General features: G+C 73.9%; 18 protein-coding genes. 7 read left to right on the top strand and 11 right to left on the bottom strand.

Annotated features, from left to right (window positions below):
• Positions 1 to 29: 29 nt before the first annotated feature.
• Positions 30 to 893, bottom strand: coding sequence for an alpha/beta fold hydrolase (locus ACZZ97_RS10960; protein ID WP_463473167.1), 864 nt, complete (start codon positions 891 to 893; stop codon positions 30 to 32).
• Between the two features lie 86 nt (positions 894 to 979).
• On the opposite strand from ACZZ97_RS10960, the gene ACZZ97_RS10955 reads away from it, so the two are divergent.
• From ACZZ97_RS10955 to ACZZ97_RS10945, 3 genes are all read left to right on the top strand, one after another.
• Positions 980 to 1,477 carry a CGNR zinc finger domain-containing protein gene (locus ACZZ97_RS10955; protein ID WP_314102091.1) on the top strand — a complete coding sequence of 166 codons (498 nt, stop codon included), beginning with the start codon at positions 980 to 982 and terminating at the stop codon, positions 1,475 to 1,477.
• A gap of 73 nt (positions 1,478 to 1,550) precedes the next feature.
• The gene (locus ACZZ97_RS10950; protein ID WP_463473166.1) at positions 1,551 to 2,378 is read left to right on the top strand and encodes a phosphatase PAP2 family protein; all 828 of its coding nucleotides are present in this window, start codon (positions 1,551 to 1,553) and stop codon (positions 2,376 to 2,378) included.
• A gap of 124 nt (positions 2,379 to 2,502) precedes the next feature.
• Entirely contained in the window at positions 2,503 to 3,855 is a 1,353-nt protein-coding gene (locus tag ACZZ97_RS10945) for a cytochrome P450 (protein ID WP_463473165.1), read from the top strand.
• A 67-nt stretch (positions 3,856 to 3,922) separates the two neighbouring features.
• Here the strand turns inward: ACZZ97_RS10945 and ACZZ97_RS10940 are convergent, their stop codons facing one another.
• Positions 3,923 to 4,354, bottom strand: a complete 432-nt coding sequence (locus tag ACZZ97_RS10940; RefSeq protein WP_463473164.1) for a hypothetical protein — start codon at positions 4,352 to 4,354, stop codon at positions 3,923 to 3,925.
• A gap of 252 nt (positions 4,355 to 4,606) precedes the next feature.
• On the opposite strand from ACZZ97_RS10940, the gene ACZZ97_RS10935 reads away from it, so the two are divergent.
• A complete protein-coding gene (locus ACZZ97_RS10935; RefSeq protein ID WP_463473163.1) occupies positions 4,607 to 5,104 on the top strand; it encodes a pyridoxamine 5'-phosphate oxidase family protein in 498 nt (165 codons plus the stop codon).
• A 57-nt stretch (positions 5,105 to 5,161) separates the two neighbouring features.
• Here the strand turns inward: ACZZ97_RS10935 and ACZZ97_RS10930 are convergent, their stop codons facing one another.
• A complete protein-coding gene (locus ACZZ97_RS10930) occupies positions 5,162 to 5,815 on the bottom strand; it encodes an SMI1/KNR4 family protein (RefSeq protein WP_463473162.1) in 654 nt (217 codons plus the stop codon).
• A gap of 100 nt (positions 5,816 to 5,915) precedes the next feature.
• Between ACZZ97_RS10930 and ACZZ97_RS10925 the strand changes: the two genes are divergently transcribed.
• From ACZZ97_RS10925 to ACZZ97_RS10915, 3 genes are read left to right on the top strand one after another with little or no spacing between them, the layout of a single operon-like run.
• Positions 5,916 to 6,407 (top strand): fluoride efflux transporter FluC, encoded by a 492-nt coding sequence (locus tag ACZZ97_RS10925; protein WP_463473161.1) that lies wholly within the window; start codon positions 5,916 to 5,918, stop codon positions 6,405 to 6,407.
• A complete protein-coding gene (locus ACZZ97_RS10920) occupies positions 6,407 to 6,781 on the top strand; it encodes a fluoride efflux transporter FluC (protein ID WP_463473796.1) in 375 nt (124 codons plus the stop codon). Before ACZZ97_RS10925 ends, ACZZ97_RS10920 begins: the two co-directional genes overlap by 1 nt.
• Before the next feature lie 50 nt (positions 6,782 to 6,831).
• On the top strand, positions 6,832 to 7,233 hold the full coding sequence (locus ACZZ97_RS10915) for an arsenate reductase ArsC (RefSeq protein WP_123547925.1): 402 nt from the start codon (positions 6,832 to 6,834) through the stop codon (positions 7,231 to 7,233).
• Between the two features lie 28 nt (positions 7,234 to 7,261).
• Here ACZZ97_RS10915 and ACZZ97_RS10910 read toward each other — a convergent pair whose 3' ends face one another.
• From ACZZ97_RS10910 to ACZZ97_RS10875, 8 genes are all read right to left on the bottom strand, one after another.
• Positions 7,262 to 7,663, bottom strand: coding sequence for a hypothetical protein (locus tag ACZZ97_RS10910; RefSeq protein WP_209561503.1), 402 nt, complete (start codon positions 7,661 to 7,663; stop codon positions 7,262 to 7,264).
• A 44-nt stretch (positions 7,664 to 7,707) separates the two neighbouring features.
• Positions 7,708 to 8,766, bottom strand: a complete 1,059-nt coding sequence (locus tag ACZZ97_RS10905; RefSeq protein WP_314102084.1) for an Asp23/Gls24 family envelope stress response protein — start codon at positions 8,764 to 8,766, stop codon at positions 7,708 to 7,710.
• 208 nt (positions 8,767 to 8,974) lie between these two features.
• Complete coding sequence (locus ACZZ97_RS10900; protein ID WP_192040954.1) at positions 8,975 to 9,580, bottom strand: RNA polymerase alpha/RpoL/Rpb11 family protein; 606 nt, start codon at positions 9,578 to 9,580, stop codon at positions 8,975 to 8,977.
• Positions 9,577 to 10,158 carry a hypothetical protein gene (locus tag ACZZ97_RS10895; protein WP_463473160.1) on the bottom strand — a complete coding sequence of 194 codons (582 nt, stop codon included), beginning with the start codon at positions 10,156 to 10,158 and terminating at the stop codon, positions 9,577 to 9,579. Before ACZZ97_RS10895 ends, ACZZ97_RS10900 begins: the two co-directional genes overlap by 4 nt.
• Positions 10,155 to 10,508 carry an Asp23/Gls24 family envelope stress response protein gene (locus tag ACZZ97_RS10890; protein ID WP_123547930.1) on the bottom strand — a complete coding sequence of 118 codons (354 nt, stop codon included), beginning with the start codon at positions 10,506 to 10,508 and terminating at the stop codon, positions 10,155 to 10,157. The genes ACZZ97_RS10895 and ACZZ97_RS10890 overlap by 4 nt, the downstream gene beginning before the upstream one ends.
• On the bottom strand, positions 10,505 to 10,693 hold the full coding sequence (locus tag ACZZ97_RS10885) for a DUF2273 domain-containing protein (protein WP_123547931.1): 189 nt from the start codon (positions 10,691 to 10,693) through the stop codon (positions 10,505 to 10,507). Before ACZZ97_RS10885 ends, ACZZ97_RS10890 begins: the two co-directional genes overlap by 4 nt.
• Positions 10,693 to 11,121: an Asp23/Gls24 family envelope stress response protein gene (locus ACZZ97_RS10880; protein WP_123547932.1), complete on the bottom strand. Its 429-nt coding sequence runs from the start codon at positions 11,119 to 11,121 to the stop codon at positions 10,693 to 10,695. The genes ACZZ97_RS10885 and ACZZ97_RS10880 overlap by 1 nt, the downstream gene beginning before the upstream one ends.
• 132 nt (positions 11,122 to 11,253) lie before the next feature.
• Positions 11,254 to 12,369, bottom strand: a complete 1,116-nt coding sequence (locus tag ACZZ97_RS10875) for a helix-turn-helix transcriptional regulator (protein ID WP_463473159.1) — start codon at positions 12,367 to 12,369, stop codon at positions 11,254 to 11,256.
• Positions 12,370 to 12,401: the final 32 nt, after the last annotated feature.

The following is a 12,401-nucleotide window of genomic DNA, read 5'->3' as shown; positions in this document are numbered from 1 at the left end:
CGCGGCGGAGGGGGAGCGGCGCGGCGCGCTCAGGCCCGGTCCGCGAGCCAGTCCCTGATCGTGCCGACGACCTCGTCAAAGTGCGACTCGAGGAGGAAGTGGCCGCCGTCGACGAGCTCTACCCGAGCCTCAGGGGAGTGCTCGAGGAACGCGCTCGCGCCGGCGGCGGCGAAGATCTCGTCGTTGCGTCCCCAGATGGCCAGGACGGGGACGCCGGAGGTGCGGAGCCACTCGTGCACCGCCGGGTACAGGACGCGGTTGGTCGCGTAGTCGCGGAAGAGGTCGAGCTGGACGTCGTCCTGTCCTGGGCGGGCGAGGAGCGCGAGGTCGTGCTCCCAGGCGTCGGGGTCGACGGTCGTGGGGTCGGGCACGCCGTGGGTGTACTGCCACTCGACGGCCTCCCGTCCGAGCGCGGGGCGGAGCGCGTCGCGGGTCTCGCCGGTCCGCTCGGCGGCGTCGGCCCAGATCGCTTCCCAGAAGCTGGGCACGAAGCCGTCCTCGTAGGCGTTGCCGTTCTGGGTGACGACGCCGGTGATCGCCGCAGGATCGGCGAGGGCGAGGCGCCAGCCGATCGGGGCGCCGTAGTCCTGCACGTAGACCGTGTACCGCTCGATCCCGAGCGTGGAGAGGAACCGTCCGGTCACGGCGGCGAGGGCCTCGAAGGTGTAGTCGAACTCGTCGGTCGACGGGGCGGACGAGCGGCCGAAGCCGAGGTGGTCGGGTGCCACCACGCGGTAGCGGTCGGCCAGGGCCGGGATGAGGTGGCGGAACATGTGGGAGCTCGACGGGTAGCCGTGCAGCAGGAGCAGCACGGGGGCGTCGGCGGGCCCGGCCTCCCGGTAGAACACGTCGTGCCCGTCGACGGAGACGGTGCGGTGGTGGACGGCGACCATGAGTAACCCCTTAAGATTGTTTTACTGGTTAGGCGACGGTAGCATGGGTCAGGTCGCGCCGGACAGGTGCGAGGAGACGAGGACCGATGCTGACTGACGAAGAGCTGCTGCTGGCCGTGCTCAACAGCGCCCCGGTGGTGGACGGGCACCCGACGGACGACCTCGAGGGCGACCCCGGTCGAGAGCTCGCCCTCAGCTGGGGAGGCGTCGGCTCGGTCGACGAGGCCGCTCAGCTCCGCCGGGCTCGAGGAGCCCTCCAGGCCGTCATCCGCGGGGCCGGGCCGAAGGCGGTCGACGAGCTCGCGCGCGTGGTCGAGGGGGCAGTGCGCACACCTCGCGTCACGTCCGAGGGCGTGGTCTGGGACCTCGTCGCGGCGGACGACGACCGCCTCGCGACCACGGCCGTCCTGGCGTGGTCACGCGTCGCCGAGCAGTTCCCGGGCCGCGTCCGCGCCTGCGCGAACGACGAGTGCAACTTGTTCCTCGTCGACCACAGCCGCCCCGGCACCGCGAAGTGGTGCTCCATGGCGACCTGCGGCAACCGGATGAAGGCACGAGCGCACGCCAGCCGTTCCAGGTCCTGACCGGGTCCGGGTCATCGGGACCCGGCCCGCACCTCCTCGGCACCGCAGCGACGCCGAGGGCCAGACTGGGCAGATGACCCGCCCCACGAACTCGGCCCCCGCACGTCCGCCCGCTGCCGGAGGCTCCCGGGCGGACCGGCGGATCGGGCAGCGCGACCTCACCGAGTGGCGCAGCCCGGCGGGGCGACGGCTCGCCTCGCAGCACCGCGAGATCGCCAAGCGCGTCGGTGCCCGCCGCGCGCTCGTCGGCACGCTCGCCGTCGGGGGGAGCGTCCTCGCCGCGGCGACGGCCGGAGCCGCCTACATCTACGACGGCGTCACCGACCGCGACGGCATCGGCCGCCTCGACCGGCCGGCGCTCGAGAAGGCCAAGGCGCTGCGCTCGCCCGTCGTCAACGGAGCGGCCGCGACCATCGCCCACGTCTTCGGCCCGATCGCCATGCCGCTGCTCACCGTCAGCGCGGCGGTGGCCTTCGGGGTGCGCGACCGGCGGGCCAACCCCGTGACGCTGATCGTGGCCGCCGGTGCCGGGTCGCTGGCGATGACGCTGATCGGCAAGAAGCTGATCGCGCGCAACCGTCCCCCTCAGCACGAGGCGATCCCGCCCTTCGAGAAGTCGCCGTCGTTCCCCTCGGGGCACACGCTCAACACGACGACGATCCTCGGCGTGCTCGCGTACCTCGTCGCCCTGCGGCAGGAGAGGAACGGCCCCCAGGTCGCCGTCATCGGCGGGGCCGCCGCCGCTGCGGTCACCGTCGGCCTCTCGCGGGTGCTGCTCGGCGCGCACTGGTTCACCGACGTCGCCGTCGGCTGGGTGACCGGCACCGGCTGGCTCTCGCTGATCATCACGAGCCACCGCCTCTACCTCAGCGCCCAGGACGACGCGGAGATCTTCGAGTAGCAGCTCTCCTCAGGCACCGCAGAGTGGACGGAACACCGCCGAGCAGCGGGAGACGGCCACCAGCGGGGTACGGGCTGGACGCTCACCGTGAGCGGGGCGGGCACCTCCTCGTCAGCATGGACTGATGGCCACCGTGTTCCCGTCCCTGCTCGCCGACGACTCGCTGTCGCTCCTGACCCGCGGCTACGGCTTCGGCGCCCGCATCTGGGGTCGTGCCCGCGAGGGCGCGCGTGCCGTGCCCATGCGGCTGCTGGGCGACGAGACCCTGCTCGTGCGCGGCGCCGACGCGGTCGCGCTGTTCTACGACGAGTCGACGATCCGTCGTCACGGGGCGATGCCCGGCATCGTCCAGCAGACGCTCTTCGGCACCGACTCGGTGCACAGCCTCGACGGGGACGAGCACCGGCACCGCAAGGCGACGTTCCTCGACGTCGCCTACGAGGACGCTCAGGTCGAACGGCTGACGCCCCTGCTCGAGCGGGAGTGGCGGCACGAGCTCGACGCCTGGCTCACCGGCGGCGAGCGCTCGGCCTACGACGCCGCCGTCGGCGCCTTCGGCCGGGCGAGCATGACCTGGGCCGGCCTGCCGGGCACCCGGGCGGCGAAGACCCACTGGTCGGAGCGGCTGGCACAGATCGTCGACGGCTTCGGCGTGCCCTACTCGCCTGAGTACGTGCTCGCGGCGGTGAACCGCGCCTGGTCGGACCGGCACGCGACGCGCCTGGTCGAGGCAGCCCGCTCCGGTCGCCTCAGCCCGGCCGAGGGCACCGCCCTGCACGAGTGGGCGCACCACCGCGACCCTCGCGGCGAGCTGCTGCCCGCACGACTCGCGGGCATCGAGCTGCAGAACAGCATCCGGCCGATGATCGCCGTCGCCCGCTTCGTCGCCTTCGCCGCCGTCGAGCTGCACGACCGTCCCGAGTGGCGCCGCCGCATCGCCGCCGAGACGGCCGAGCGAGGCTCGCTCGTCGGCGGGCCGCTCGCGACGGCGTTCGCCCAGGAGATCCGCCGCACCGCGCCCTTCGTCCCGATGCTGCCCGGCTGGGCCGTGACGGACGTCGAGCACGACGGCGAGCGGGTCCCCGCCGGCGGACGCGTCGTGCTCGACATCCTCGGCACCGACACCGACGACGCGTCCTGGGAGCGGGCCGGCGAGTTCGACCCCGAGCGCTTCGTCGGGGTCGACGACCACGAGGCCGTCGAGGCGTTCGTCCCGCACGGCGGGGGCGACCCGGCCCACGGCCACCGTTGCCCGGGCGAGAAGCTGGCGATCGCCGGGCTCGCCGCCGCGGTCGCCGCCCTGAGCGACCCGCGCGTGACCGTGCTCGACGAGGGGCTCGAGGTGAACAGACGGCGACTGCCCACGAAGCCGGCCTCCGGCGGTCGCGTGCGTGCCGCCTCCTCGTCTCGGGGCAGCGCCGCTGAGGGGGCCGCCGCCGGTGCGGACGCGCCGCGGTGCCCCTTCCACCGCCGCTGAGGCGTCGGGGGAGCCGGGGCCCAGGCGGCGCGGTCCGGACCCGGGGGAGGACCTCTGGTCGGAAGGCCTAGAAGACCGCGGTGACGGCCAGGGCCAGCACCGCCACCAGGGCGATCGCCGCGACGACCCGCGACGTGCCCATGACCAGGCGCCGGCGGCGACCGGGGACCCAGTCGTCGTCGTCCGCGTCGCGCAGCTCCGGCGGCAGCTCGGCGTCGCGCAGCCGGGCGGCGCGCTCCCGGCGCTGCCGCTCGGCGGCCTCGAGCTCGCGTCGTCGCAGCGCCTCGACCTCGCGGTCGTGCTCGAGGTAGAGCTCGAGCTCCCGGTGCCGCTCCTCGGACCAGGCGTCCAGGTCGGACGCAGGAGGCGCCTCCCGGGCGACCGCGTCGGTCACCGGGCGTTCCCGCACCGCCTCGTGCGCCTCCTCGGCCGGTCCCGTCGCCGGGCCGCCCTCGGGCAGGTCGGCAGGCAGGTCGTCGGGGTGACCGTCGTGTCGCATGGGGGTCCTTCGCGCCGGGGGACGTGCACGGGGCAGCGTGCACCGACAGCGTACGTCGCGGCTCCTCCGCACGGGTGCCGGGACCGTAGGCGATGCTCGACAGGCTCGTGGGAGACGCACCCGGCTGGGAACGGTCTCCGAGGTCCCGCGTCGGGAGCCGTGCATCCGGGGCGCCCGGGGGAGCAGTGTGGGCGGAGCACCACCCCCGCTCGACTCGTGTCGGCCCAGGCCGACGGACGGAAGGAGCCACTCGTGGCCGACAGCACCAGCACCACCCATCACGACGACGTCGCCAAGCTCGCGAAGCTGCTCGGCGACTTCGACTTCGCGATGCTCACGACCATCGACGAGAAGGGGGCCCTCGTCGGGCACCCGATGACCCTGCAGGAGACGGAGTTCGACGGCGACCTCTGGTTCATCGTCGGCCTCGGCTCGACGGCCGTCGCGCACCTCCGGCGCAAGGACACCGTCGGCGTCACCCTCAGCGCCCGCGACTCGTGGGTCTCGCTCGCCGGCACCGCAGCCGTCGTCGACGACCACGCGAAGCTCGAGCAGCTGTGGAACAGCCGCGTCGAGGCGTGGTTCCCCGAGGGCCCGTCCGACCCGACCGTCGGACTCGTCAAGTTCTCCGCCGACAGCGCCGAGTACTGGGACAGCCCCGGCGGCAAGGTCGCCTCGGCCCTCTCGTTCGTCAAGTCGAAGGTGACCGGCGACGCCCTGGACGCCGACAACCAGAAGATCGAGCTCTAGGCGCACTCGATCGTGCAGGGCCCCGGGTCGTCGCCGACCCGGGGCCTTCGTGCGTGGTCAGGGCAGCGCGTGCGGACCGCCCCAGGCGGCGGGCCAGGTGCCCGGATCGATCTCGGTGCGCGGCGGGTACGGGCTGTGCGCCCAGGCATCGGCCCACAGCTCGGCGAGCAGCGAGTCCCTCGCGGGACCGAGGGCGACGTCCTGCTCGTGCTCGTCGAGCAGGCCGGCCTCTGCCAGCGTGCTCACCCCGTCCAGGACGTGGACGAGCGAGGGCGCCACCACCCGCGGAAGGTCGGGCCAGCTCGCGTCGACGACGACGCCGCCCTGCGGGGAGGACAGGTCGAGCACGGACTGCCACCAGCCCTCGCGCGAGATCGACAGCCACGCCCGGCTCCACTGCCACGGCTCGACGTGCTCGCGTAGCTGCAGCTGCCCCTCCGCCATGACCCGTGCGGGGAGCAGCGGACCCATGTCCATCGAGGGCCACCAGGGCAGCCGGGTGCCCTGGTGCTCGGGCTGCCCGTCATGGGTGCGGAGCAACAGCACGAGCTCGGCCGGCAGCACGAACGGGGCGACGGCGCCCCGGAGGGCCTCCAGGTCGTCGTCGCTGACCGGCCCGCCGAGGCTCGCCCACAGCTCGGGGCCGCACCGGGGCAGCACGTCGGCGAGCCGGGCGAGCGCGCGGGCCATGTCGTCGGTGAGAGGATCCATCCGCGCATCATGGCAGCGACCGGGGCCGGACCGGGGGCGTTCGACGTGCTTGACTCTCGACGGTGCCCCTGACCGGGGGCGCGACCCCGAGGAGGCGCCCGTGACGACACCTGCGCCCGGCGTTGACCCCGAGGAGGCGGCGGCCCGGCCCGTGCACCTGCGCTGGCGGTCGCTCGGCCTGGTCTTCGTCGGGGGGAGCCTCGGCACGGGGACCCGGGAAGCGCTGGCGCTGACCTTCCCTGCGGCGCCCGGCACGCTGCCCGTCACGATCGCCCTCATCAACGTCGTGGGCTCGTTCGCGCTGGGGCTGCTGCTCGAGTCGCTGCTGCGCCGCGGGCCCGACCGCGGACGACGGCGCGACCTGCGCTTGCTCGTCGGCACGGGGGTGCTCGGGGGCTTCACGACGTACAGCGCACTCGCCGTCGACACGGGGCTGCTGCTCGACGGACACGCCGGCGTCGCCCTCGCGTACGCGCTCGGGTCCGTCGTCGCCGGGGTGCTCGCCGCGGCCGGCGGCGTCGCCCTCGGAGCTGCGCTCTCCCGAGGTCGCGATCGCTCCCGCGCGCGCCCGGACCGGCGGCACGACTCGTGATCGCCCCCTGGCTCTTCGCCGCAGCGGCGCTCGCAGGAGGCGTCGGTGCCGCGCTGCGGCTCCTCGTCGACGGGGTCGTCCGCGCGGCCGTGTCGACGCGCCTGCCGCTCGCCACGGCGGTGATCAACGTGGGGGGCTCGTTCGTGCTCGGCCTGCTCACCGGGCTCGCCGCCTCCTCGGCTCTCGCACCCGGGTGGCTGCTCGTGCTCGGCGGCGGCCTGATGGGCGGCTACACGACCTTCAGCACGGCCAGCGTCGAGACCGTGCGGCTGCTCGCCGAGCGACGCTGGGGGCCGGGGCTGGGCTACGGACTCGGCGTGCTCGTGCTGGCCGTCGCGGCCGGCGTGCTCGGCGTCCTGCTCGGCTCGGCCTGAGCGTCGCGCGCCCTCAGCTTCGGGACCGATGCCTCCGGCAGGATGACCACATGAGCCCGAAGCCCGTCGTCCTGTTCGTCTGCGTCCACAACGCGGGGAGGTCGCAGATGGCCGCCGGCTTCATGCGGTCGCTCTCCGACGGCACCGTCGAGGTGCGGTCGGGCGGCAGCGAGCCCGGCGAGAGCATCAACCCGGTCGCCGTCCAGGCGATGGCCGAGGTCGGCATCGACATCTCGACGGCGGTGCCGCAGCTGATGACGACCGAGCAGGTGCACGCCTCCGACGCCGTCGTGACGATGGGCTGCGGCGACGTCTGCCCGATCTTCCCCGGCAAGCGCTACGAGGACTGGGAGCTCGCCGACCCGGCCGGCCAGGGCATCGACGCCGTCCGGCCGATCCGCGACGACATCCGCGGCCGCGTCGAGCGGCTGCTCGCCGAGCTGCGGAGCTGACTCCCGCCCTGACGACGTCGAGGGCGGGTCAGCTGAACCGCTGGAGGAGCTCCTGGATGAAGGGGCCGACGTCGCGCGCCTGGTCGACACCGGCCAGCGCGGTCGCGAGCAGGGGCCAGAGCGACACGAGCAGCGTCGAGATGACGGCGGCGACTCCGAGCACCCAGGCGAGCGCCCCGTTGCGGACCACGAGGATGAGCGCCAGCAGCACGACGGCGAGCAGGTAGCCGATCACGGCGGCCGCGGCGATGGAGCCGACCGGCACGTCGAGTGCGCCTGCGGTGCCGCCGTCGGCGGCCCCGATGAGACCGAGGACGGGAACGAAGACGCCCACCACGATCAGGAAGCAGAGCACCGCGGAGGTGACGAGCGCTGCCCAGACAGCGCGGGGCCGGGCCCGTCGGGTGGACATGGTCGTGCGTCCGAACATCGTCGTCGCCTCTCGCGGTCAGGTGGTGGTGGAGGAGGTGCGGGTCAGCGGGCGGAGGTGCCCTGGTCGTCCGTGTCGCCGTCGCGGCGAGCGTCGTCCGCCGTGTCGACGACGACGGTGGTGTCGCCGTCCTCGACGGTGACCGTCACGGTCGTGCCGTCGGGCACGTCGGTGACGACGTCGTCGGAGCCCGGCGAGGAGGCGCGGGTGGACGAGGAGGCGTCGCTCACGGTCTCGGCACGGTCGCGGTCCTGCTCGTCGCCGGCCCGGTCGGAGGCGTCCGAGAGGGAGTCGAGAGCATCGGCGGCGCGGGTGCGGGCGGCGTCCAGCAGGTCGCCGGCGGCGTCCCCCGCGTCGGAGGCGGCGCCTCCTGCGCTCGCTGCGGCGTCGTCGCCGCGACGGCTCGCCTCGTCGCGGAGGTCACGGGCCTGGTCGCCGAGCTCGTCGGCCTTGCGGCTCGCCTGCTGACCGAGCTCGTCGGCCTTGTCGGACGCGGCCTCGCGGACCTCGTCGGCCTTGTCGGCGACCTGGGCGGCCTTCTCCTGGATCGTGTCGGAGGCCTTGTCGGCCCCCTCCTTCAGGGCCTCGCCCACCTGGCCGGCGCGGTCGGCGACGGTGTCGCGGACCTGCCCGGCCTTGGCCTTCGCCGAGTCGCGGGCGTCGGCGAGGGCGGCCCCGCGCTTCTCGGCGGCGGCCTGACGGCGGGCCTCGTCGGCCTCGTCGAACGGGCCGTGCACGTCGGTGACGGCCACGTCGACCGTGACGGCCTCGTCGCCGACCTGGCCGACGGCGTGCTGCACCGCGGTGCGGACGTGGTCGGCCACGTCGGTCACCTTCGCGGGGTACTCGGCCACGACCGACACCTCGACCAGCAGGCCGGCGTCGGTGGTGCTCGTGCGGATGCCGGGGGTGGAGGTGGCGCCGACGGCGGTGCGGAGGGCGCCGGCGACGCGGGCGGCCGTGGTGCCCAGCTTGTGCACGCCCGTCGTGCCGAGCGCGGTCACGGCGATCATGCGGTGCAGGGCCTGCTCGGGCGACTCCGCCTCGGCGGGGCCTGCGTCGTCGAGGTCGATGGGGGTCACGTGGTGCGCGGAGTCGGTCACGGGGGGCCGTCCTTCCTGGAGGGTGCGGACCGTGGGGGTCCGGAGTCTGGGGGGAGCGGCGGTGGCTGCTCCCGGGCGTCGAGGTCGACGTGGTCGTCGAGGTCGGCCTGGCGGTCGAGTCGACGCGGGCGTCCCTGGCGGGACGCGGACGGCCCCCGCCCTCGTGCGAGAGCGAGGGCCGTCCGGGGTGGTGCGGGGTGCTGCAGCGTCAGTCGAGGCGCGTGGCCGACGACATCTGCGTGCGGAGGCCGCCGTTGATCTGCACGACCACCGGGGTGACCGTGCCGAGCAGCTCGTCCCAGCGGACGACCGCCTCGTCGACGGCGCGACGCAGGTCGACCGGCGAAGCGCCCCGACGGGCGTCCACCGTGACGCGGAGGACGTTCTCGCCCTTGACGCGGAACGCGACGACGTCGGCGGCGAGGACGCCCGGCGTGTTCGACAGGGCCTCCTCGAGCACGTTCGCCGCGACCTTCGCGTCGACGACGACGTGGCCGCCGGTCGGCGAGTGGCTGTCGTCCGACTCCGAGAGGTCGATCAGCGTGCTCGTGCGGCCGCCGCCCTGACGGACGATGAACGCGACGAGCAGGACGATCAGCACGGCGCACACGGCGGCCGTCACCCAGAGGATCCAGACCTGGCCGCCCGAGAGGGCGTCGGTCACCTGGCCGGTCGCGTCGGACGCACCGTCCGAGACCGTCTGCTGCACGTCGGGCCAGAGGGCGCCCACCGCGACGGCAGCACCGGCGAGGAGGAGCACGAGGCCCACGAGGAACACGACGAAGCGGTTGAGACCGCGGTTGGTGTCGTTCATCGACCGACCTTGCCCTTCTTCTTGGACAGCTTCACGCGGGGGTGGAGCGCCGGGGTGTAGTCGTAGCCGGAGATCTCGTCGCGGACCGCCTCCTCGATGCTGCGGAGGTCGGCGGTGCGACCCGTGACGGGGTCGATCTCGACCAGCGCGACCTTCTTGCCGACGCTGACGTTCACCCGGTCGGGGTGGACGTCGCCGGCGAAGCTGGCCGTGCGGGCGAGCGAGCGGGCGATGACCCGGTCGTCGACGACGGCTGCGGTGCGGTCGGCACCGGCGGCACGGCGTCCACGGCGACCGGGGGCGAGCGACACGACGATCAGCACGAGGCCGATGATCGCGACGACGACGCCGATCGCGGTGAGGGCGCCGACGGGGGCCCCGGCTGCTCCGAGCACGGCCGAGGCGGCGTCGGCGGGAGCGACCAGGAGGGGCGCGGTGCCGACGGCGGCCAGGACGGACTCGGTGCCGATCCAGGCGAACACCAGGATGAGCAGCACGGCGAGGGTGACGGCGACGCCGGACCTCGACGAGTGCGTCTCCCGGCGGAGGATGCGGCGGTAGGTGGTGCTGGTGCTCATGAGACCCGCCTCCTCTGGCTGAGCTCGGCGCCGGTGATCTGCAGGTCGACGCGTTCTACCTCGGTGCCGGTGAGCTGGCGGACCCGCTCCCGGATGGTGGTCTGGGCCGACGTGAGCCGGTCCAGCAGGGTGCCCGACGCGCGGTTCGGCAGGCCGAGCGGCGTGATGCGCACGGGTGCCTTGGCGACGAGGGTGAGCCCGCCGTCACGGTCGGTCAGCTCCACGGACACGTCGGACGACTTGGCGTCCAGTGCCTCCGCGGTGACGGCCGACACCACACGGCGCACGGCGCGCGACGTGATCACGGTGCGGCCGTGGGAGGCCTGGTCGGCCGTCACCGCCGCGGTCACGAGGACCGCCGCCCGCGGAGGGCGTCCGCGACACCGCGGACGTCCAGCTTGCCCTCGGTGAAGCGACCGACGAAGTAGCCGATCACGATCGCCAGGGCGACCAGGAGGAGGCCTCCGAAGCCGAACTGCAGGGCTGCCAGCGCGAGGACCGCGCCGACGAGCATGCCTCTGTTCGTCGCAGTCATTACTGGACGCGGCTGTCGTCGGAGTCGTTGTCGTCCTCGGAGGGGATGTACACGTCGGAGACGGTGACGTTGACCTCGGTGACCTCCATGCCGACGACCTGCGAGATGGCGTCGGTGACGGACGAGCGGACCTCGTCGGCGACCTGCTGGAGGTCGACGGGGTACTCGGCGACGATCACGATGTCGGCAGCGACCTGCTTCTCGCCGACCTCGACCGAGACGCCCTGGCCGCGGTCCTGCTGGTTGATGGCGTTGCGGATCGCGCCGATGGCACGGGCGGCGCCGTTGCCCAGGTCGTGCACGCCGGGGACCTGGCGGGCGGCGATGCCGGCGACCTTCGAGACGACGCCGTCGGCGATCGTGTTCTTGCCCGCGGCGTCGGAGGTGTGCTTCGCGACGGAGTTGGTGGCGGGGGCGACGTTGGTCATGTGGTGCTCCTCAGTTCGTGGTGTGCGTGGGTTGTTCGTGTGGACGACCGGGTGGTCGTCCGGGGCCCCGGTGTGGGACTCATCATTCAGACGCATCGAGGGCTGGCGGTGTCACGGTCGGTCAGCTTGCTCTCAGCATCCGGGGAGGCGGGGCTCGTTTTCTGGACGAGGGCCGTCGCCTCCCTGGCTGGGGGAGGCCCTAGCGGGCCAGGGTGTCGCGGGGGTACTCGCCGAAGCGGGCGAGGTAGGCCGCCGAGAAGCGGCCCAGGTTGCCGAAGCCCCAGCGACGGGCGACCTCGGAGACGAGCGCCTCCCGGGGGACGCGTCGAGCAGCTCCCGGTGGGCGCGGTCGAGCCGCACCTGCCGGAGGTAGCTGGTCGGCGACATCCCGAGGTGCGTGCTCATGGCCTGCTGCAGCGTCCGCGTGTGCATGCCGACGGCGTTCGCCACGTCCGCCGGCGTGATGGCCTGGTCGGCGTACGCGTGGACGTACTCGGCCGCCTCGCGGAGCCGGGCCGTGCGCGGCGTGCGGATGCTGCGCGGCACGTCGACGGCGCGCCACGGGAACAGGTCGAGCATCGCCCGCGCGAACGTGAGCTGCCCCTCGAGGCGGGTCAGCGGGGGGACGTCCTCGTCGACGACGGCCGCCGTGGCCCCCGAGACGCTGATCCGCCAGGCCGTGAGGGCCTCGGCCGACAGCGTCGGCCCGGGCTGGAAGAGGACGCGCTGCGGCGGACCGCCGTGCCGCTCGGTCGCGACCTGTTCGAGGAACTCCGCCGAGGCGTGCACCAGCGAGTTGCGGTGAGGCGTCAGGGTGAACGAGAACGACGTCTCGGCCGGCAGCAGGAACGGCTCGCCGCCGATGCTCGCGAACGAGCCGCCACGGCTGGCGAGGGTGCCGCTGCCGTGGCGGAACCACGACATGACGTACTCGGTCGACCAGGGCACCTCGCCCTGGAGGTGGCCCGTGATCGTCGAGGTGCGCAGGCTCAGCCGGTCGTCGCCGGCCGACGCGTAGCGCCAGCGGAACGGCTCGGTGCTGGTGCGGACCCGGAACCGGCGACCGCCGTAGAGCTCCTCGAGCCGGGCGGCGGCCTCGCCGAGGTCGTCGCCGCCGTCCTCGGAGCGGACGTGGCGGCGGGGGGAGTCGTCGTGGGCGGCGGTGATCGCCCGGTCGGCGGTCGTGGGGGCGTCGGCGTCGGTGGTGGGTCGCGCCGTGGTGACGGGTCCTGTGCTCGTCGTGGTCATGCGTGGTCCTCTCGGTGCTCTGCCCTGCTGCG

This window comes from Frigoribacterium sp. AC512 (assembly GCF_979258295.1).
This window is presented reverse-complemented; position numbering and strand designations above follow the sequence as displayed.